The sequence below is a fragment of the Arthrobacter sp. CAN_C5 genome (assembly GCF_017875735.1).
In the GTDB taxonomy this organism is placed as follows: Bacteria; Actinomycetota; Actinomycetes; order Actinomycetales; family Micrococcaceae; genus Arthrobacter_D.
In genome coordinates this window covers 1,632,519-1,651,123 of the sequence record NZ_JAGGMZ010000001.1, presented here as the reverse complement: position 1 = coordinate 1,651,123, position 18,605 = coordinate 1,632,519, and the positions used below count along the sequence as shown (strand labels likewise).

Annotated in this window: 17 protein-coding genes, 1 tRNA gene and 1 other RNA gene; 7 read left to right on the top strand and 12 right to left on the bottom strand. The window is 64.5% G+C overall.

Annotated features, from left to right (window positions below):
- Positions 1 to 22: 22 nt before the first annotated feature.
- A complete protein-coding gene (gene def, locus H4V95_RS07780; protein ID WP_209729745.1) occupies positions 23 to 592 on the top strand; it encodes a peptide deformylase in 570 nt (189 codons plus the stop codon).
- Between the two features lie 18 nt (positions 593 to 610).
- Here def and H4V95_RS07775 read toward each other — a convergent pair whose 3' ends face one another.
- The 3 genes from H4V95_RS07775 to rnpB form a co-directional block, all read right to left on the bottom strand.
- Complete coding sequence (locus tag H4V95_RS07775) at positions 611 to 1,879, bottom strand: MFS transporter (protein ID WP_209729743.1); 1,269 nt, start codon at positions 1,877 to 1,879, stop codon at positions 611 to 613.
- Between the two features lie 111 nt (positions 1,880 to 1,990).
- Complete coding sequence (locus H4V95_RS07770) at positions 1,991 to 2,512, bottom strand: DUF6395 domain-containing protein (RefSeq protein ID WP_312884088.1); 522 nt, start codon at positions 2,510 to 2,512, stop codon at positions 1,991 to 1,993.
- Positions 2,513 to 2,630: 118 nt separating this feature from the next.
- Positions 2,631 to 3,037: RNase P RNA component class A (gene rnpB, locus H4V95_RS07765), an RNA gene on the bottom strand.
- 145 nt (positions 3,038 to 3,182) lie between these two features.
- Between rnpB and H4V95_RS07760 the strand changes: the two genes are divergently transcribed.
- A complete protein-coding gene (locus tag H4V95_RS07760) occupies positions 3,183 to 3,947 on the top strand; it encodes a YaaA family protein (RefSeq protein WP_209729739.1) in 765 nt (254 codons plus the stop codon).
- Between the two features lie 12 nt (positions 3,948 to 3,959).
- Here H4V95_RS07760 and H4V95_RS07755 read toward each other — a convergent pair whose 3' ends face one another.
- The 3 genes from H4V95_RS07755 to H4V95_RS07745 form a co-directional block, all read right to left on the bottom strand.
- On the bottom strand, positions 3,960 to 4,946 hold the full coding sequence (locus tag H4V95_RS07755; RefSeq protein ID WP_209729737.1) for a reverse transcriptase-like protein: 987 nt from the start codon (positions 4,944 to 4,946) through the stop codon (positions 3,960 to 3,962).
- A gap of 4 nt (positions 4,947 to 4,950) precedes the next feature.
- Positions 4,951 to 5,691 carry a zinc ribbon domain-containing protein gene (locus H4V95_RS07750; protein ID WP_209729734.1) on the bottom strand — a complete coding sequence of 247 codons (741 nt, stop codon included), beginning with the start codon at positions 5,689 to 5,691 and terminating at the stop codon, positions 4,951 to 4,953.
- 99 nt (positions 5,692 to 5,790) lie between these two features.
- Complete coding sequence (locus H4V95_RS07745; RefSeq protein WP_395939869.1) at positions 5,791 to 6,672, bottom strand: Nif3-like dinuclear metal center hexameric protein; 882 nt, start codon at positions 6,670 to 6,672, stop codon at positions 5,791 to 5,793.
- A 129-nt stretch (positions 6,673 to 6,801) separates the two neighbouring features.
- On the opposite strand from H4V95_RS07745, the gene msrA reads away from it, so the two are divergent.
- The 3 genes from msrA (at position 6,802) to epsC (ending at position 8,975) form a co-directional block, all read left to right on the top strand.
- Positions 6,802 to 7,326, top strand: coding sequence for a peptide-methionine (S)-S-oxide reductase MsrA (gene msrA, locus H4V95_RS07740; protein ID WP_196866521.1), 525 nt, complete (start codon positions 6,802 to 6,804; stop codon positions 7,324 to 7,326).
- 101 nt (positions 7,327 to 7,427) lie between these two features.
- Positions 7,428 to 8,363, top strand: a complete 936-nt coding sequence (cysK, locus tag H4V95_RS07735) for a cysteine synthase A (protein ID WP_209729730.1) — start codon at positions 7,428 to 7,430, stop codon at positions 8,361 to 8,363.
- 24 nt (positions 8,364 to 8,387) lie between these two features.
- Positions 8,388 to 8,975: a serine O-acetyltransferase EpsC gene (gene epsC / locus H4V95_RS07730; RefSeq protein WP_209729728.1), complete on the top strand. Its 588-nt coding sequence runs from the start codon at positions 8,388 to 8,390 to the stop codon at positions 8,973 to 8,975.
- 88 nt (positions 8,976 to 9,063) lie between these two features.
- Here epsC and gndA read toward each other — a convergent pair whose 3' ends face one another.
- Complete coding sequence (gene gndA / locus H4V95_RS07725) at positions 9,064 to 10,503, bottom strand: NADP-dependent phosphogluconate dehydrogenase (protein ID WP_209729726.1); 1,440 nt, start codon at positions 10,501 to 10,503, stop codon at positions 9,064 to 9,066.
- A gap of 294 nt (positions 10,504 to 10,797) precedes the next feature.
- Between gndA and H4V95_RS18755 the strand changes: the two genes are divergently transcribed.
- On the top strand, positions 10,798 to 12,789 hold the full coding sequence (locus H4V95_RS18755; RefSeq protein ID WP_245345618.1) for an acyltransferase family protein: 1,992 nt from the start codon (positions 10,798 to 10,800) through the stop codon (positions 12,787 to 12,789).
- 59 nt (positions 12,790 to 12,848) lie between these two features.
- Here the strand turns inward: H4V95_RS18755 and H4V95_RS07715 are convergent, their stop codons facing one another.
- The 5 genes from H4V95_RS07715 to H4V95_RS07695 form a co-directional block, all read right to left on the bottom strand.
- Complete coding sequence (locus tag H4V95_RS07715; protein WP_209729724.1) at positions 12,849 to 13,184, bottom strand: DUF732 domain-containing protein; 336 nt, start codon at positions 13,182 to 13,184, stop codon at positions 12,849 to 12,851.
- Positions 13,185 to 13,300: 116 nt separating this feature from the next.
- A tRNA-Val gene (locus tag H4V95_RS07710) sits at positions 13,301 to 13,376 on the bottom strand.
- Between the two features lie 93 nt (positions 13,377 to 13,469).
- A complete protein-coding gene (locus H4V95_RS07705; protein ID WP_312883971.1) occupies positions 13,470 to 14,402 on the bottom strand; it encodes an NAD-dependent protein deacetylase in 933 nt (310 codons plus the stop codon).
- Positions 14,399 to 14,893: a peroxiredoxin gene (locus H4V95_RS07700; RefSeq protein WP_209729722.1), complete on the bottom strand. Its 495-nt coding sequence runs from the start codon at positions 14,891 to 14,893 to the stop codon at positions 14,399 to 14,401. The genes H4V95_RS07705 and H4V95_RS07700 overlap by 4 nt, the downstream gene beginning before the upstream one ends.
- Before the next feature lies 1 nt (position 14,894).
- Positions 14,895 to 15,314 carry a DUF3052 domain-containing protein gene (locus H4V95_RS07695; protein WP_196866530.1) on the bottom strand — a complete coding sequence of 140 codons (420 nt, stop codon included), beginning with the start codon at positions 15,312 to 15,314 and terminating at the stop codon, positions 14,895 to 14,897.
- Positions 15,315 to 15,731: 417 nt separating this feature from the next.
- On the opposite strand from H4V95_RS07695, the gene aceE reads away from it, so the two are divergent.
- Positions 15,732 to 18,470 carry a pyruvate dehydrogenase (acetyl-transferring), homodimeric type gene (gene aceE, locus H4V95_RS07690; RefSeq protein ID WP_196866531.1) on the top strand — a complete coding sequence of 913 codons (2,739 nt, stop codon included), beginning with the start codon at positions 15,732 to 15,734 and terminating at the stop codon, positions 18,468 to 18,470.
- Positions 18,471 to 18,605 lie beyond the last annotated feature (135 nt).

Below are 18,605 nucleotides of genomic sequence, written 5' to 3'. Positions count from 1 at the left end.
CCAATCCACAGGAAACACCACCATGACTGTTCGCCCCGTCACCATCACCGGTGAGCCAGTGCTGCACCGCCGGGCCGCCGTCGTCACCGAGTTTGACGACGAGCTGCGCGCCCTGATCGCCGACATGTTCGAAACCATGGACGAGGCGAACGGCGTGGGGCTCGCGGCCCCCCAGATCGGTGTGGGCCAGCGGATCTTCGTGTACGGCATGGAGAACGACGACGTCGCGCCGCGCGGGGTGCTGGTGAACCCCTCACTGGTGACCACCAAAATTTCGGGGGCGGACCCCGACCCGGAGGAGGAGTCCGAGGGTTGCCTTTCAGTGCCGGGCGAGTCCTTTCCGCTGAAGCGGGCCGACTGGGTCAAGGTGACCGGTTTCGACGGCTTCGGGGAGCGGCTGGAGTTCGTGGCCACCGGATGGTTTGCACGCTGCATGCAGCATGAGTATGACCATTTGGAGGGCAAGCTCTACGTGGACCGGCTTATCGAGCCGTATTCCCGGGCCGCCCGCAAGGCCATCAAGAAGAACCACTGGGGAGTGCCCGGCCTGACCTGGATGCCGGGCGTGGATCCGGACCCGTTCGGCCACTAGAGAGGGCCGCCAAGCGTGTCAGGCCTGCGGCTCCTGCCCGGGTTCCAGGTCCTCGAGCCGCTCCACGTGGCGGAGCGGCCCGAAAATGGCCACCAGGGGCGCTGCCACTGCCAGCAGGACGCCGATCAGCACGGCGTTCCAGATGCCGACCAGTTCCGCGAGGATTCCCCCAAGGATGCTGGCCACGCCGAGCATGCCCCAGCTGACCATCCGGGAAGCGGCGCCGAGCCTGCCCATCATGGCGGGAGGACACACCCGTTGCCGGAACGCTGACCCGACGACGATGTTCCAGGCGATGCACACGCCCATCACGAACATTCCCACGACACCCCAGAGCATTCCGTAGCCGGGGGTCATGATCAGGAGCGACGCGTACCCCAGCACGCCGGGGACCATGGCGTAGCGCCAGACCGGACCCGATCCGAACCGCTCGGTGGCCCGTTTGACGGTAATGCCGCCCAGCGCTCCGCCAACTGATGCTGCGGCCAGGAGGACCCCCAGCCAGATTTCCGACTCGTTCAGGGTCCGCAGCACCAAAAGCACCAGAAGCGATGCCACCATGCTGCCGCCAAGGTTCCAGAGCGCAGCGTTGAAGAGGATGGCGCGCAGCGGCCCGGTACTGAAGGTGTAGCGCAGACCGTCCTTCATTTCGCGGAAGATACGCCGCTCCCCCTGATACGGCTCGGCTTCCTTGAGCCTGAGGGAGGAGATGGCGAAGAGGGATGCGAAGGAGGTGATGATCTGGACCAGCAGCGAGTTGGAGGCACCCACCGCCACCGTCAACCAGCCAGCAATGCCCCGGCCAGCCGCATCCGCCGACGCCGACGACGCGGTCATCAGGCCATTGCCTTCGACCAGCTCATCCTTGGACACAGCCTGCGGAATGAGTGCCTGGTCTGACAGGGTAAAAAAGACAGCTGAGAGACCGACAAGGAACGCGACAACGAACAGCTGCGCCACCGACATGATCCCGAGCCAGAAGGTAACGGGGATGGTTGCCAGGGTTGCTATCCGGCCAACGAGGGACCAGACGATCACCGGCTTCCTGGGCCACCGATCCACCCAGACGCCCACCGGCAGGCCGAGGATCAACCAGGGGAGAAAAGTCATTCCTGCGAGGGCAGCGACGGCGAAGTCGCTGGCCTGCAGTTCGACCACTGCGATGATGGGCAGAGCGATGGAGGTGACAGCGGTTCCCAGGACGCCCACGGTGCCGGAAAGCCACAGTGCGCGGAAGTTGGGATTACGGACCAGCAGCGACTTCTGCGGCGCTACGGTGTCTGTCATTGGGATAGCGTATCCGAGCAAACACCGATCGGATGCCACTTTCACTATTCGGGAAAAACTTCATTCGGGGCTATTGACCCACGGCTATCGCGCCCTGATAATCCCCTGGTCTTAACCTCGTTTATCACGCAGGCCAGGTCTGGGAATATGTTTCGAATTCATTTCGCATCGCGTCTTCGAAACGCGGAATGTCCGCGCTGCCATTCCCTTTTCGGTCATTCTGCGCAGGAGCCGGATACCCGAGGTGCTCAACTGCATCGGGGAATACGCGCCGTGGAAGGCCAGCGGGCCGTGCGCGTCAATCAGGTCAGTGATCATTGACCCAGGTGGGCCGTTTTGTTGACCCGGCGGCGTCGACAAACTTGTCCCCGTAATAGAGTGCGGTGGCGCAACGAATTTCACGGTGGATTTGCTGCGCAGAAATTCCTCAACCAGGACGGTACCGGCCGGATTCAGCATCGCAGGAACGAATTTACGGCGAAGACACTTGGTGCACCTATTACAGTCCGGCACATCAATCTTTACGCAATAGGCAGCGTCATTCATTCGATGGTCCGCCACGACGATTCTGGCGCTGCCAATTTCGGAGAGGGTAAGGGCGGGAAGAATCTTCACTCCCCCGGTCTGGAATATCCGGTACCGGACGTTTGCGTTGCGGGCTTGTGGCCGACTCCCTTCGGAGCGGCAGGTCCGGGCATTTCGGTTCCGGACCTGACGGTGCGTGAGTTAGTGAACCGTGCACCGGGGTAAAGGGATGGGTTGACCGATACGCCGGGTTCTGTGCTTCCTGCCGTCGCCAGCGAAGAAGTGGCGGCCATCCATCTACGAACGCCGTTGCCGACGCCCTCCAGCGGCCTACCCGGACACTCAGGCGAGCAGCCTTCAAGCGCGCCCTGTCTGGCCTTGCTCCGGGTGGGGTTTACCGAGCCGCACCGGTCACCCGGCACGCTGGTGGTCTCTTACACCACCTTTTCACCCTTACTGCCTCAGGCATTGCTGCCTGGTACAGCGGTCTATTTTCTGTGGCACTTTCCTGCGGGTTACCCCGAGTGGGCGTTACCCACCACCCTGCTCTGCGGAGCCCGGACGTTCCTCGGTGAACGGGAGCCAGTGCACAAGGCACTGCGACCGGTCCAACGCGACCGCCTAGTCAACCCATCCTCCATTGATTCTACGGGCTGGCGGAGTTCCGCGGCGCACGCAGAACAGCTTCGACCTGTGGCTCGGTTCAGTGGCTTGGTTCAGTGGCATGGTTCAGGGGCTCGGTTCTGTGGCCCCCGATGATCATGGGTAAAGTGGTGCGGTGCTGATTCTGCTGCCACCCTCCGAAGGTAAGTCACCCGCTGTGAAGGGCCCGGCAGTGGATCTGGGGACGCTCCGGTTCCCCGAACTGACGCAGGCCCGCGAGACCGTACTGGATGCCCTCGCCGCCGCCAGCACCGATCCCGCCGCCCACAGCATTCTGGGAGTGGGCCAGTCCCTCGGAGCCGAGGTGCTGCGGAACGTCACACTCCGCGACCAGCCGGCGGCCCCCGCCTACCGGATCTATTCCGGTGTGCTATATGACGCGCTGGGCTACCCCACCCTGACCCCGGTGCAACGTCGCAAAGCCCAGGAGTCGGTGGTGGTGGTCTCGGCCCTCTGGGGTGCGCTGGGTTTTGCTGATGCCATTCCGGCCTATCGGTTATCCATGTCGGTCACGCTCCCCGCCACGGGGACGCTCTCCTCGTTCTGGAAGTCACGGCTGGCGGGTCCCCTGGGGGACCGGTCCGGGGACGCCCTGGTGGTCGACTGCCGATCCAGCACCTACGCCACCGCGTGGGCCGGCCACCCTGAGCGGACCGTCGCGGTGAACGTCCTGCTCGAGCGGGATGGCAAGCGCACAGTGGTCTCGCACGCCGCGAAGCATACCCGTGGGCTATTGGCCCGGCATCTGCTGACCCGGCGGTCGCGGCAGCCGGACACGCCGGCGGAGCTGCTGAAGGCTACCCGGGAGCGCTGGAGCGCCGAGCTGATCCCCGCAACACCTCGTAAACCGGTACAGCTGAGCATCATCCTGCCCGGCTGAGCCTTGCTGGGCTTACGCGGGGCCGTCCCAATCGGCGACCAGTTCCACTTCGAAGCCAGCCTGGTTCTCCAGGTACGCCGCATAGCTGTCCTTGCCACCGGCATGCGGGTAGGCGGCAGCAAACATGGGGGTCCAGCCGTGGCTGGTGGCCCTGCGTGCCAGCAGGTCAACCTCTGCAGCGGTCCCCGCCCGGAAAGCCAGGTGGTTCAGCCCAGGGTGCAACCGCTGGTGGGGTTCGTCGGCGACGGCGGTTCCCGATTCGATCACCAAATACAGGCCGTCGGCGCCGAGAAAACTGATGCCCTCCGCCCAGGTTTCCTTGACGGTGAACCCGAGTTGCCGAAGCAGCCAGCCAATCGAGTCGGTGGCCTCCTGCAGGTCCCTCACCCAGAGCTCCACGTGGTGCAGCCGGCCCGTGGACTGCCTGACTGGCTCCGGTCCGGCGTCGGACGTGTCCGGTCCCGGTGCTGAAGCGGCAGCCGAGGGAGCGGCGGCCGAAGGCGAGGCAGCGCGCGGCACCCAGGGGATGCCAGCCATCCCGGCATCCATGGCCTCGTTGGACAGCCGGTCCGCATCCTTATTGATTTCGCGGGGAATCCACTGGTACTTGACCCGGGCGGGGTCAAGCACTGCGCGGGCCTTGGTGGCCAGTGCGCGCATGTCGGCGTGTTTGATCTTCCAGCGGCCCTCCATCTGCTCGACCACCAATTTGGAGTCCATCTTGACCAGGATTCGGCACGTGGGATCCAGCTCGTTCGCCAGTTCCAGGCCAGCCACCAGCCCCGAATACTCGGCGACGTTGTTGGACACCTTCCCGAGATAGGCTGCCTTCTCGACCAGGATGGCGCCTGTCTCGGGGTCCCGGACAAGGGCACCGTAGCCGGCGTGTCCGGGATTTCCCCGGGAGCCGCCGTCGGCCTCCACAATCAGGAAGCGGGGAGCGGCGGCCGGTTCGGTGGTGTCGCTGGAATGGTCAAAGAGGGTCTGTTCAGCGGGCACTGGCCTAGTTGCCCCACTCGGCGGAGCGGACCAGAATGGCACCTGAATCGGGGCAGAACACGATGTCGTCCTCGGCGGCTTTCCTGAGCTCGGCCAGGTCTCCGGGGCTCAACTGCATTCCCGAGCCCTCTGATGTGCCGTGGAACAACCGCGCCGCGCCGACACCGCGGCGGGCGAGGGTCTTCTCGTACAACGCCAGGAGCCCGGCGTCGAACGTTGCCGCCAGCTCACTGCGCTGGGTACTGACGGAACCTGCTTCCGCCTCAATGGTGGTCAGTTCGGCGTCGCGGGTGGCTTCGATGGCGGTGAGTCGCTCCAGCGCTTCTTCCTTGCGCTGCTGGGCTGCCTGCTTGGCGGCACGGGCGGCGTCAACCTTTTCCATGATGTCCAGTTCCACGTCCTCCAGATCGGAGCGCCGTTTGGTCAGCGACGCGATCTCACTCTGCAGGGCGGTGAGGTCCTTGGGGCTCCCGGTCCCGCTGTCGAGGCGCTTCTGGTCGCGCTCCAGGCGGTTCACCACCGATTGCACGTCATCCTCGGCGCGGGTGAGGTCCCGTTCCTGGTCGCTGAGGACCGTCGCGGTGGCTACCAGCTCGCTGTCGGTCCCTTCCAGCTGCTTTGCCAGCTCGGCGAGGGCCGGATTGGCCCGTGCGGTGGCGGCCTGCCGCTGCAGCTGGTTCAACCGCGAATCCAGTGCCTGAAGTTCCAACAGCCTAAGCTGTTCTGCCGGTGCTGCTTTTGCCACAGTAAAACCTCCGCGGTTGCCGATTACCCGTCCATCTACCCTATTGCACGGCGCCTCCCACGGTCACCGCCGCTCAGGACGCCGTCGGCTGCGCTGGCCCTAGGGCATCCCCGGGGTGAGCACGAAGTCCCACGGGTCGGTATTGACGCTGCTTACCCGGATGTCGGCGTCGAACCCGTGGTCCGCCAGCACATGGGCCAGCGCCGCCGCAGCGGGGGTCAGCCACAGCCACTCACTGCCGAAGTGCGACACATCGATCAGGTACGGCCGGTCGTTTGAGGCTGCCTCCCGCGCCTCCGAGACGGGGTGGTGACGCAGGTCAGCGGTGACGTAGACGTCCGCCCCGCTGGCCCGTACCTGATCGAACAGGCTGTCCCCGGCACCGCCGCAGACGGCCACCCTGCGCACCAGCCCGTCACAGTCCCCCGCAACCCGGACACCACCGGCCACTGCCGGAAGGATCGAGAACACCACTCCCGCGAAGTCTCCCAGGGTGGTGGGGGCACTCAGGTTCCCTACCCGCCCCAGCCCTTCCTCCGGCAACCCACCGGCCGAGGACGTGAGGGGTTGGACGTCCACCAGGCCGAACGCGTCCGCCAGCACATCGGACACTCCCCCGACGGCGCTGTCGCCATTGGTGTGCACCGTGGTGAGGGCGCATCCACCCTCGATCAGCCGGTGCACCGCGTTGCCCTTGAAGTGGGTCGCCGCCACCGAATTGACCGGCTTCATCATCAGCGGATGATGCGTGATGATGAGATCGGCACCCCACTGAAGCGCCTCGCTGATGACCTCGTGGGTCGGATCGACAGCAAACAGGATCTTCGAAGCCGGGTTGCTGGGCTTCCCCACCACCAGGCCAACCGCGTCCCAGCTCTCCGCGAGGGTTTCAGGCCAGAGCTCCTCAACCGCTAGCAGCACGTCGCCCACGCTGGGCGGTGGGGTGCTCCCGGCACCGTGGTCGGAGCGTTGGCCAGTCATCAACGGATCAGCTTCCATGGCTCTAGTTGTACCTGCTCCAGTGGGAACAGCCCAATTGTCCTTATCCTTCCGACGTCCTTGGCGGAGAGCGTCGGGAATCTTCTGGCCCGGCAACGCATTGATATAGGCATGATGACATTCGTGCTCGGCGGAGGCTGCTTCTGGTGCCTCGACGCCCTTTACCAAAAAACCCGCGGCGTCACCGACGTGATCTCCGGCTACACCGGTGGACACACACCCGACCCCGACTATGACGCGGTCTGCTCCGGCACCACCGGTCATGCCGAGGTAGTGGCGGTGACCTTCGACGAAACGGTCATCCCCGCCGAGACAATCCTCGACATGTTCTTCGTATCCCATGACCCCACGACCCTGAACCGTCAGGGGTACGACGTCGGCACGCAGTACCGGTCCTCGATGTTCTATCAGAACACCGAGCAGAAGGAACTGTTTGAGCGTGCTATCGAGCGGAACCAGGAAAGCTGGTCCGACCCGATCGTCACCGAAGTCATCCGCTTGCCGCGGTTCCACCCGGCCGAGGAGTGGCACAACAACTTCTATGCAAAGCACCCTGAACAGGGGTACTGCCGCGTGATCATCAACCCGAAGCTGGCCAAGGCGCGCAAGTATTACGCTCAATGGCTGATCGACTAACTTTTACGCGCGGCGGGACGCCGCGCCGCTAGGCTGAATCCAAGCGCGCAGCGCAGAATCCGGCGAGCACTCCCCCAAACCCCGACCCTAGGCAGGTACCCATGGCCAAGATTTACGACGACGTCACCCAGCTGGTGGGGCGGACCCCCCTGGTCCGGCTCAACCGTCTCACCGAGGGCCTCGACGCCCAGGTTGCCGTGAAGCTTGAGTTCTACAACCCCGCGAACAGCGTCAAGGACCGGATCGGCGTCGCCATCATCGACGCCGCGGAGGAGGCCGGGGCGCTCAAGCCCGGCGGCACCATCGTGGAGGGTACATCCGGGAACACCGGTATCTCGCTCGCCATGGTCGGCGCGGCGCGCGGCTACCGGGTGCTCCTGACCATGCCCGAGACGATGTCCACCGAGCGTCGCGTGATGCTCCGTGCCTACGGCGCTGAGATTGTGTTGACCCCGGGGTCCGAGGGCATGCGCGGCGCCGTCGACAAGGCCAAGGACATCGTGGCGACGACCGAGAACGCCATCTGGGCGCAGCAGTTCGCCAACGAAGCCAATCCTGCCATCCACCGCGCAACAACTGCCGAGGAGGTCTGGGAGGACACCGACGGGGCCGTCGACATCTTTGTGGCAGGCGTGGGGACCGGCGGGACCATCACCGGCGTCGGGCAGGTCCTGAAGGAACGCAAACCCGGAGTGCAGATCGTCGCCGTGGAGCCCGCGGATTCGCCGATCCTCAACGGCGGCGCGCCCGGCCCGCACAAGATTCAGGGTCTGGGCGCCAACTTCATCCCCGAAATCCTTGACCGGGAAGCCTACGACGAAGTGATTGACGCCTCCGTCGAGGACTCGGTGCGGGTGGCGCGTGCCCTCGGAACCCAGGAAGGCATCCTGGGCGGCATCTCCTCCGGAGCGATCGTCTGGGCCGCACTGCAGCTCGCCAAGCGGCCGGAGAACGCGGGTAAGCTCATTGTGGCGATAGTCTGCGACTTCGGTGAGCGGTACATCTCCACCGTTCTTTTCGACGACATCCGGGGCTAAACCCCACCCAACAGAAAGTAGTCTGTGAGTTTTTTAGCGCGACTGCACGAGGATCTGCAGACGGCACGCGAGCATGATCCGGCCGCCCGTGGCTCCATCGAGAATGGACTGGTCTACTCCGGTCTCCACGCCATCTGGGTGCACCGGCTGACCCACCGGATGTGGGCCCGCCCCGGACTCCGGTTCCCGGCCCGGCTGCTCGCACAGCTGGCCCGGGCCGCCACCGGAATCGAGATCCACCCCGGGGCGACCATCGGCCGGCGGTTCTTCATTGACCACGGAATGGGTGTGGTCATTGGTGGTACAGCCGAAATCGGTGACGACGTGATGCTCTACCAGGGCGTCACGCTGGGCGGACGGTCCCTCGAGAAGGTCAAGCGGCATCCGACGATCGGCGACCGGGTGACAATCGGCGCCGGGGCGAAGGTGCTCGGGCCGATCACCATCGGTGCCGGCAGCGCGATCGGGGCCAACGCCGTCGTCGTGAAGGACACTCCGCCCGATTCGATCGCCACCGGCATCCCCGCGACCTTCAGGCATCGCGACTCCGCGCGGGAGACCCTACCCGCGGTGGATCCGGCCGAGTACATCGATCCGGCGCTCTACATCTAGCGTCACGCCTGGCGTCGCGGTCAACCACCGTTAGCTTTAACTACTGATGGCCCGGGCACAATGCCCGGGCCATCAGCAGTTAAGGATGCTAGTGGGTGTCCACCGCTTCGATCTCGGACTTGTCCTCGCCCCACAGGGTGTGGAACGTGCCGTCCATGTCGACCCGGTTGTAGGTGTGCGCCCCGAACAGGTCACGGAGGCCCTGAGTCAGTGCGGCGGGTAGCCGACGACGGCGCAGCCCGTCGTAGTAGGCCAGCGAGGCCGAGAACACCGGCACCGGGATACCCAGCTGGACGGCTGTCGACACCACGCGACGCCAGGCGGGAAGCGCCCCGGCAATCGACTCGGCGAACGCCGGGGCCAGCAGCAGGTTTACCGGCTGACCGTCAGCAGTGGCGTAGGCCTTCATGATGTCGTCCAGCAGTTCGGCGCGGATGATGCAGCCGGCACGCCACAGCGACGCAATCTCATCGAGCTTCAGCTCCCAGCCGTACTCCTTGGCAGCAGCCGTGAGCATGTCGATGCCCTGCGCGTAGCTGACCAGCTTCGACGCGTACAGGGCCAGGCGAACGTCCTCGACGAACGACTCGGGCAGGTCAACGGCGCCCTCGTGGCCGGCCAGGATGTCCTGTGCCTCGGCCCGCTGGTCCCGCTGCGAGGACAGGCCCCGGGCGAACACGGACTCGGCGATGCCCGACGTCGGGCTGCCCAGTTCGAGCGCCGACACCACTGTCCAGCGGCCGGTTCCCTTCTGCCCCGCCGAGTCGACGACGACGTCCACGAAGGGTTTCCCCGTTTTGGCGTCGGTGTGGCCGAGCACTTCGGCAGTGATCTCAATCAGGAACGAGGAAAGAGTGCCGGTATTCCAGTCGGTGAAGATCTTGGCCTGTTCGGCCGGCTCGATGCCAGCGCCGGAGCGCAGCAGGTCGTAGGCCTCGCCGATCACCTGCATGTCGGCGTATTCGATGCCGTTGTGGACCATTTTCACGAAGTGCCCGGCACCGTCGGTGCCGATCCAGCGGCAGCAGGGCTCACCGTTGTACTTGGCTGAGATTTTCTCCAGCATCGGGCCCAGGGAATCGTAGGACTCCCGGGAGCCGCCGGGCATGATGGACGGGCCCAGCAGGGCTCCCTCCTCGCCGCCGGAGACGCCGACGCCCACAAAGTGCAGGCCCTTGGTCGCCAGGGCAGCTTCGCGGCGTCGGGTGTCCTCGTAATGGGAGTTGCCGCCGTCGATCACAATGTCGCCGGGCTCAAGCAGCGGTTCCAGCTGACCGATGACCGAATCCACCGGTCCGCCCGCCTTAACCATGATCAGGACCCGGCGGGGCTTCTCCAGGGACTCGACCAGTTCCTCAAGGGTCTCGGTGCGGACGAAGTCGCCGTCGTCGGCGTGCTTCGCCAGCAGGGCGTCGGTCTTCTCGATCGACCGGTTGTGCAGCGCGACGGTATAACCGTTGCGGGCGAGGTTGCGGGCCAAGTTTGCGCCCATGACCGCTAGGCCTGTGACACCAATCTGTGCACTCATAAAGTCTCCAATACTGGGTTTGCCCCCGGCTGTGGGGGCCGATGCGCGGACAGCCGGAAAAGCTCCACGCCACGAAACAGTACTTTCACCTTATTACCGCTGGACGCCCACTGACCACACGGCGACCGATCGTGAAGCGGCAGTGAGCCACGTCTCGGCACCGACGTCAACCTCCGCAGGACGTTCTTTGCACGATTGATATAGATTAACTGAAGGCATCCATCAGGGAAGGGGCTTGTCATTTCGCGACCAACCGTCCGGCAGCCGGCTCCGTTCCGGCCTGATATCCAGGGCTTGCGGGCGGTAGCGGTGGGGGCGGTAGTCCTCTACCACGCCGGCCTGTCAGCGGTACCCGGGGGCTACGTCGGCGTCGATATCTTCTTCGTCATCTCCGGTTTCCTGATCACCGGCCAACTGATCTCCATGCTGGAGGCCCGCGGCCGGATCCCGTTTGGCGAGTTCTACGCCAAGCGCATCCGGCGCATCATCCCCGCCTCGTTTGTTGTGCTTGCTCTCACCACCGTGGCGTCGCTGGTGTTCCTTCCCCCAGCCACCCGTCCCGGGGCGTTGCAGGACGCCATCGCCACCGCCCTGTATGTCCCCAATGTCCTGTTCGCTGCGCAGGGCGCCGATTACCTTGCAGAAACCGCTCCCTCACCGTTCCAGCACTACTGGTCGCTCGGCGTCGAGGAGCAGTTTTACCTGTTCTGGCCGCTGCTCCTGCTGCTGGGGTTCCTGCTGGTCCGCAGATCCACCCGGAGGCTATTCTGGGTGGTCCTGTCGATCGTCGTCCTCTCCTTTGCCCTGTGCATCGTCCTGACCGGGACCTCCCAGCCGGCAGCGTTCTTCCTGCTCCCAACCCGCGCCTGGGAACTGGGGATCGGCGCCCTGGCAGCCTTCGCCCTGCACTCCGGGCTGGTGCGTTTGAACGGCCGGGCCGCGGCGCTCGGTACCTGGCTGGGGATGGCCGGAATCGCGGTCAGCCTGGGAGCCCTCAACGAGAGCACCGTCTTCCCGGGGTGGGCCGCGCTGCTTCCAGTGCTGTCCACCGCCGCGGTCATCGTGTGTGGCAGCAGCCTTCCGTCGCGTGGGGCCGGGATGCTGCTGAGCCGGGCCCCGATGCAGAAGGTCGGCGCCTGGTCGTACTCGATCTATCTGGTGCACTGGCCGCTGCTGGTCATCCCGCAGGCGGCGGTGGGCTACGAGAATCCGCTGCCGCTGGTCCTCACCCTGGCTCTGGGGGCCCTCAGCGTGCCGTTGGCAGTCCTGCTTTACAGGTACGTGGAGAATCGTTTCCGCCATCCGGCAGCGGGCAGCCCGCTGCGCGCCCGCCGGGTCATCGCAACAGCCGCACTGGCGTCGCTGGGGTTCGTGGCGGTCGCGGCGGGCGCGGGCGCTGTGCAAAGCACCGCCCCGATCGCCTCCACCCGTGAAGCGGCGTCGCAACCACTGCAGGTCGCTCCTAACGGCTCCACCTTTGTTCCGGCCAACCTGAACCCGACACTGCGCGACGCGCCGGACAGCATTCCCGGGACGTACGACGACGGCTGTCACGCCGATTTCCCTGCCACCGAGGTGAACACCGACTGCGTCTACGGAGACCCTGACGGCACCGTGGACATTGTGCTTTTTGGTGACTCCCATGCCGCACAGTGGTTCCCGGCGCTGGAGGCCTACGCTACCGACGGCTCCTACCGCCTGCACAATCTGACGAAATCCAGTTGCCCCTCCGTGGACATCGAGATCCTCCACGAGCAGCGCCCGTATTCCCAATGCGAACAATGGCGCCAAAGCGCCGTTGATTACATCGATGCACTCGATCCGGCGGTGGTGGTGCTCAGCAACTACGGGGAGGTGTCCCCCGTCGATACCTCGACCGGACTCGTGGAGCAGTGGGAGGCTGGCCTAGGTGCCACTCTGGCCGCTCTGCCTGGGTCATCGCATGCGCTGGTCCTCGCGGATACACCGAGTCACAGTACGTCCCCGCTGGACTGCCTGTCCCGAAACATTGAGGAGGCAGCGGCTTGTGACCTGCCCAGGGCGGAAGCACTCGACGGCGAGGTCCTTGCCGCAGAGGAGCGGGCAGTGCGGGACGGGACGGTGCAGGGTGGGACGGTGCAGGATGGCAACGCGTCGTTCGTTGATCTGAGCAGCTACCTCTGCACCGACATTTGTCCGTCGATCATCGGGGATCTGCTGGTCTACCGGGATGAGCACCACATGACCACCGCGTTCAGCAGGGCGCTGGCAGGCCCCCTCGGTGACGAACTCGACAAGGTCCAGTAGCGTCGGGTTCCAGCAGCGTCAGGTTTCCGACAGCGCCGAACCTTTCACGGTTCGTTGGCTCAGGCCGCGCCGGGGCAGAGATGCTCGGCAGCGAGTGCCTGGGTGATCCGGATGCGTTCAACGGTCTCGTCAGTCAGGTTCTCGGCGGGGTTGCGGGCGCCCAGCTCCTCGAGGTCCGCACCGGCCTCCAGATCGGCGCACACCTGCTCACCGGTGGCAATCAACTGTTCGTCCCCGGAGTAGGCCGAGTCGGGTGCCTGCTCTCGGAGCTCAGTGAGGAAACGCTCCTGGGCGGCCACGCTCCCGGCGTCGACCGTTCCGCAGCCGACCAAGCCAATCGCCAGACACAGCATCGCTGCGCCGGTGGTGCGGCGTGAAGTTTCACGTCTGGGCATTGCGACTACAGGTCCCTTCTCTTCGTCCAACCCGGTTCCGGTCGGATGCTGCCGCTCCCCGATACTGAAAAACCCCGCCGTCCCAAGCGATAGTGCTTGAAAGGGCGGGGTTTCGGTGGTGGGTCCTACCGGGATCGAACCGATGACATCCACGGTGTAAACGTGGCGCTCTACCAGCTGAGCTAAAGACCCAAATGTGTCGGTTGCGGCCCTCGGACCGGCCAACCAACGAGAAATTACTCTACTGGCATTCCCAAGAGAATGCCAATCGCCAGCCGTTGACCGCTACGGCAGGTCGGGCAGTTCCTCGGCCAGGTAAGTGAGCGCTTCCGAGACCCCGAGATTGACCAGCATGGTGGCCAGATCATCTCCGCGGGTGCTCCCCCGGTTAATGATCACCACTGGCTTGCCGAGCTTTGCAGCGTGCCTGACGAAACGCAGTCCGCTCATCACGGTCAGTGATGATCCAGCTACCAGCAACGCATCGCCGGAGTCCACCATCTCGTAGGCCTTCGCTACCCGGTCCTTCGGCACGTTCTCCCCGAAGTACACAAAATCCGGCTTCAGCATGCCACCGCAGTTGGGGCACGGGGCCATCACAAAGTCGCCCGTGTCGTCGACGTCGGCATCGGCGTCGGGCGCTACGTCACCCGCGTTCGATTCTCGCTCCAGATAGCCGGGGTTCAGGTCCTCCAGCAGCACCGCTATCTCGGACCGTCTGTAGCTCCTCGCGCACTGCAGGCAGACGACCCGATCGTAGGTCCCGTGCAGGTCGATAACCTGGTCACTGCCAGCCGCCGAGTGGAGCCGGTCCACATTCTGGGTGATCAGTCCGGAGAGAAGCCCCCGGGATTCGAGCGATGCCAGGGCATGATGACCAGGGTTGGGGTCGGCGTGACGGAGGTGGTGCCAGCCCACGTGGTTGCGTGCCCAGTACCGACGCCGCAGCCCCTCGTCCCCGACGAACTGTTGGTAGGTCATGGGGTTGCGGGGAACCGACTGGGGTCCGCGGTAATCCGGAATGCCGGAGTCGGTGCTCAGCCCGGCCCCGGTCAGGACGGCGAGGCGGTGGCCGCCCAGCAGCCTCACCACCTCCGCGACCCGGTTGCGTTGCTCGGGGCTGAAGGCGGAGGCGTTCACCACCGGTTCGCCACTGGCGAATCCGGTCAGACCGAGGCCAGGCGGTGTGGCTGCTCCGCCAGCTTGCTCGGGTGTCACGATAGCGGCCCGACGCGGTTTTCCCGCGTGGAAAGTTTGGTCAGCGCCGCTCGATATTCCTCAAGTGGGCGGGGGTGGCCGAGCTCGGCACGAAAGGTGTCAACAATTTGGCCCTGCGCATCAATGAGGTAGGTGGCTCGTTCCGCGTAGCCTCGGCTGGTGTCGAAAGCACCGTATCGGGCGGCGACGTCGCCGTGGGGCCAGAAGTCGGCCAGCAGGTCGAAGGTGAAGCCCTGGTCCTCGGCGTACGCGCGCAGCGTGTATTTGGAGTCGACCGACACGGCGAGGAGTCGCACGCCGTCGTCGTCGAACAATGCAAGGTTGTCACGGAGTTCGCAGAGTTCGCCGGTGCAGACACCCGAAAAAGCGAAGGGATAGAACACCACGGCGACGGGCGTTCCGCGCAGATCACTCAGGCGGACCGTCTCACCAAACTGGTTGGACAGGGCAAAATCAGGTGCCGACTCACCTCTCAGTGGGAGCCCGCTCATGCTAACTTTTCCGTCGGCTGACCAATCGGGTGGCAGCCCAGTCCTTGGAGACACCGGCCGACGACGTCGCGTGCAGACCGGCGGTCGGAGCGGCTTCCTGGATGATCGATGGGGCGACATAGCCGGTGCGGCCTGACTTGGGCGTGAGGACCCACACGGTGCCGCCTTCGTCGAGGCAGGTGAGTGAGTCAACGAGTGCATCCACGAGGTCGCCGTCGTCGTTGCGCCACCAGAGCAGCACGCCGTCCACAACGTCCTGGTCCTCTTCAGTGAGCAGTTCAGACCCGGTTTCATCCTCGAGGGTTGCGCGGAAGTCGAAATCCACATCCTCGTCGTAGCCGAGTTCCTGAAGCAGGTCCCCGTCCTTGAAACCCAACTTGCCCGCCACGGTATCCGTTGTGGCGGCTTCGGCCTCGCTCACTGTTTTCCTCCCGAAAGACTGTGGGCCACTTTTGACAGCGGATCCACTCGTTACGTTGATATGCATTATGACCAGCCAACACCTTTAAACGGCATCCATCAAGCCAGCAGGTCTCCCAAGCGAATCCGCGGTCGCATATGTACACCATATAGTGCGGAAACAGCCGGAAATACCTGCCCGGACGCGCCCGTCGGATCGATCCACGACGAATCCGCCAATTACCGCCGAGAGCGGAAACCTGTCACCTACCCGGTCCCCACTACGCATCTCCGACGCGTCGCGGCTAGAGTTACCAAAGTGAATTGTCACGATCCTTACGATCTTGGGGTCGTGGCCACAGACAGGCTGCGGAGCATCGTTCCGTTGCGTCAGTTGTAAGCATCGTAGACATCATCTGCGGAGTGGGAGAGGTTTGGCGTGGCTGTAGAGCAAGGTGGACCGGAAATTCTTAGTAATTTGACCGGCGGAACCGACGGTGACCCGGAGGAAACAGCCGAGTGGATTGAGTCACTCGATGAGTTGATCCGGGTTCAGGGCACTGAGCGGGCGCAGTTCATCATGCGTTCGCTGTTGCAGCGCGCCGGTGCCCGCAGCGTCGGTGTGCCTATGGTGACAACCACCGACTACGTCAACACCATTCCGGCGGACCAGGAACCAGACTTCCCGGGTGACGAGGAGATCGAGCGGAAGTTCCGCGCCTGGATGCGCTGGAACGCAGCCGTCATGGTGCACCGCGCGCAGCGCCCCGAGATTGGCGTGGGCGGCCACATTTCCACCTATGCGGGAGCCGCGACGCTCTACGAGGTGGGCTTCAACCACTTTTTCCGGGGCAAGGACCATCCAGGCGGCGGCGACCAGATCTTCTATCAGGGCCACGCCTCCCCCGGCATGTATGCCAGGGCGTTCCTTGAGGGACGCCTCACCGAGGAGGACCTCGATGGGTTCCGTCAGGAGAAGTCGAAGGAAGGCCACGCGCTTTCCTCCTACCCGCATCCTCGGCTGATGCCCAAGTTCTGGGAATTCCCGACCGTGTCGATGGGGATCGGCCCGATGAACGCGATCTACCAGGCGCAGTCCAACCGCTACCTTCACAACCGTGGCATCAAGGACACCTCCGACCAGCAGGTCTGGGCCTTCCTGGGCGACGGCGAAATGGACGAGCCGGAATCGCGCGGCCTGCTCCAACTCGCAGCCAACGAACGCCTGGATAACCTGAACTTCGTCATCAACTGCAACCTGCAGCGCCTCGACGGTCCGGTGCGCGGCAACGGCAAAATCATGCAGGAACTGGAGGCCTTCTTCAGGGGCGCCGGTTGGAACGTCATCAAGGTGGTCTGGGGCCGCGAGTGGGACGAGCTGCTGGAGAAGGATGAGGATGGTTCCCTGGTGGGAATCATGAACTCCACGCCCGACGGCGACTACCAGACCTACAAGGCCGAGTCCGGTGGGTTTGTTCGCGAGCACTTCTTCGGCAAGACCCCACAGACCAAGGAAATGGTCGCCGACTTCAGCGACGACAAGGTGTGGAAGCTCAAGCGCGGTGGGCATGATTACCGCAAGGTGTACGCCGCTTATAAGGCCGCCACCGAGTTCAAGGGGAAACCGACCGTCATTCTCGCGAAGACGGTGAAGGGTTACGGGTTGGGCCCTCATTTCGAGGGGCGCAACGCCACTCACCAGATGAAGAAGCTCACCTCGGATGACCTCAAGGCATTCAGGGACCACCTGCGCATCCCCATCACGGACGAGCAGATCGACGACGACCTGTACAACCCGCCGTACTACCACCCCGGCGAGGACGCCCCGGAGATCAAGTACCTGCTGGAACGCCGCAAGGCGCTTGGCGGCTTCGTACCCGAGCGTCGCAACAAGCACACTGACGTCACCCTGCCCGGGGACAAGGCGTACGAAGTGGCTAAGCGTGGCTCCGGCAAGCAGATGGCTGCCACCACGATGGCTTTCGTGCGGCTGTTGAAAGACCTGATGCGGGACAAGGAGTTCGGGAAGCGAATTGTCCCGATCATCCCCGACGAGGCCCGCACCTTCGGGATGGACTCATTCTTCCCGACGGCGAAGATCTACAACCCGAACGGCCAGAACTATCTGTCCGTGGACCGGGACCTGGTCCTTGCGTACAAGGAATCCGTCGAAGGGCAGATCCTGCACGCCGGCATCAACGAGGCCGGATCGGTGGCAGCGTTCACCGCCGCCGGCACGTCCTACGCCACCCACGGTGAACCGCTGATCCCCGTCTACGTGTTCTACTCGATGTTCGGCTTCCAGCGCACCGGCGACTCCTACTGGGCCGCCGCCGACCAGATGACCCGCGGGTTCATCATCGGGGCCACCGCTGGCCGCACCACGCTCACCGGCGAGGGACTGCAGCACGCGGACGGCCACTCACCGCTGTTGGCCTCCACCAACCCCGCCGTGGTCACCTATGACCCGGCCTACGGCTACGAAATTGGCCACATTATGCGTGACGGCCTGAACCGGATGTACGGCGAAGGTTCTGACGACCGCAATCTGATGTACTACATCACCGTCTACAACGAGCCGATCCTGCAGCCGAAAGAGCCGGAAGAACTCGACGTCGAAGGCCTCCTCAAGGGCATCTATCTGGTCTCCCCTGCGAAGATTGACGGCCCGCGGACCCAGATCCTCGCATCGGGTGTCTCGGTACCATGGGCGCTCGATGCGCAGCGGATCCTCGCCGAGGACTGGGGTGTCTCGGCCGATGTCTGGTCGGTCACCTCGTGGACCGAACTGCGCCGCGACGGACTGGCCGCCGAGGAAGAAGCGTTCCTCAACCCGTCCGGTGACGCCCGCGTGCCGTTCATCACCCAGCAGCTCGAAGGCGCCACCGGCCCGATCGTTGCCGTGACCGACTACATGAAGGCCGTCCCGGACCAGGTACGCCAGTTCCTGCCGAACGAATTCGCCACCCTCGGGGCGGACGGCTTCGGCTTCTCCGACACCCGGGCGGCAGCACGTCGGTTCTTCAAGATCGACAGCCACTCAGTGGTGGTACGGGCACTGGAAATGTTGGCACGCCGCGGCGAGGTGGACGCCAGTGCGCCCGCCGACGCGATCGACAAGTACAAGCTCCTCGACGTCAACGCCGGCACCACCGGAAACACCGGCGGGGACAGCTAGGCTCTAGGCACTCGTTGCCAAAAACTGCCCTGAGGGTCAGGTTCGCCGGTTGCAACCGGCGTAGCTGACTCTTGGGGCAGTTTCTCTTTGGGGAGTGAGAGGTACTCGGCGTGTTTGTAGCCTCTACACAAATGG

What these genes read in the sequence shown, in the direction of transcription:
- H4V95_RS07715 (WP_209729724.1), bottom strand. Translation starts at nt 13,184, where the DNA reads ATGCCCAGACGTGAAACTTCACGCCGCACCACCGGCGCAGCGATGCTG.
- gndA (WP_209729726.1), bottom strand. Translation starts at nt 10,503, where the DNA reads ATGAGTGCACAGATTGGTGTCACAGGCCTAGCGGTCATGGGCGCAAAC.
- H4V95_RS07775 (WP_209729743.1), bottom strand. Translation starts at nt 1,879, where the DNA reads ATGACAGACACCGTAGCGCCGCAGAAGTCGCTGCTGGTCCGTAATCCC.
- cysK (WP_209729730.1), top strand. Translation starts at nt 7,428, where the DNA reads ATGGCCAAGATTTACGACGACGTCACCCAGCTGGTGGGGCGGACCCCC.
- msrA (WP_196866521.1), top strand. Translation starts at nt 6,802, where the DNA reads ATGATGACATTCGTGCTCGGCGGAGGCTGCTTCTGGTGCCTCGACGCC.
- H4V95_RS07745 (WP_395939869.1), bottom strand. Translation starts at nt 6,672, where the DNA reads ATGACTGGCCAACGCTCCGACCACGGTGCCGGGAGCACCCCACCGCCC.
- H4V95_RS07700 (WP_209729722.1), bottom strand. Translation starts at nt 14,893, where the DNA reads ATGAGCGGGCTCCCACTGAGAGGTGAGTCGGCACCTGATTTTGCCCTG.
- def (WP_209729745.1), top strand. Translation starts at nt 23, where the DNA reads ATGACTGTTCGCCCCGTCACCATCACCGGTGAGCCAGTGCTGCACCGC.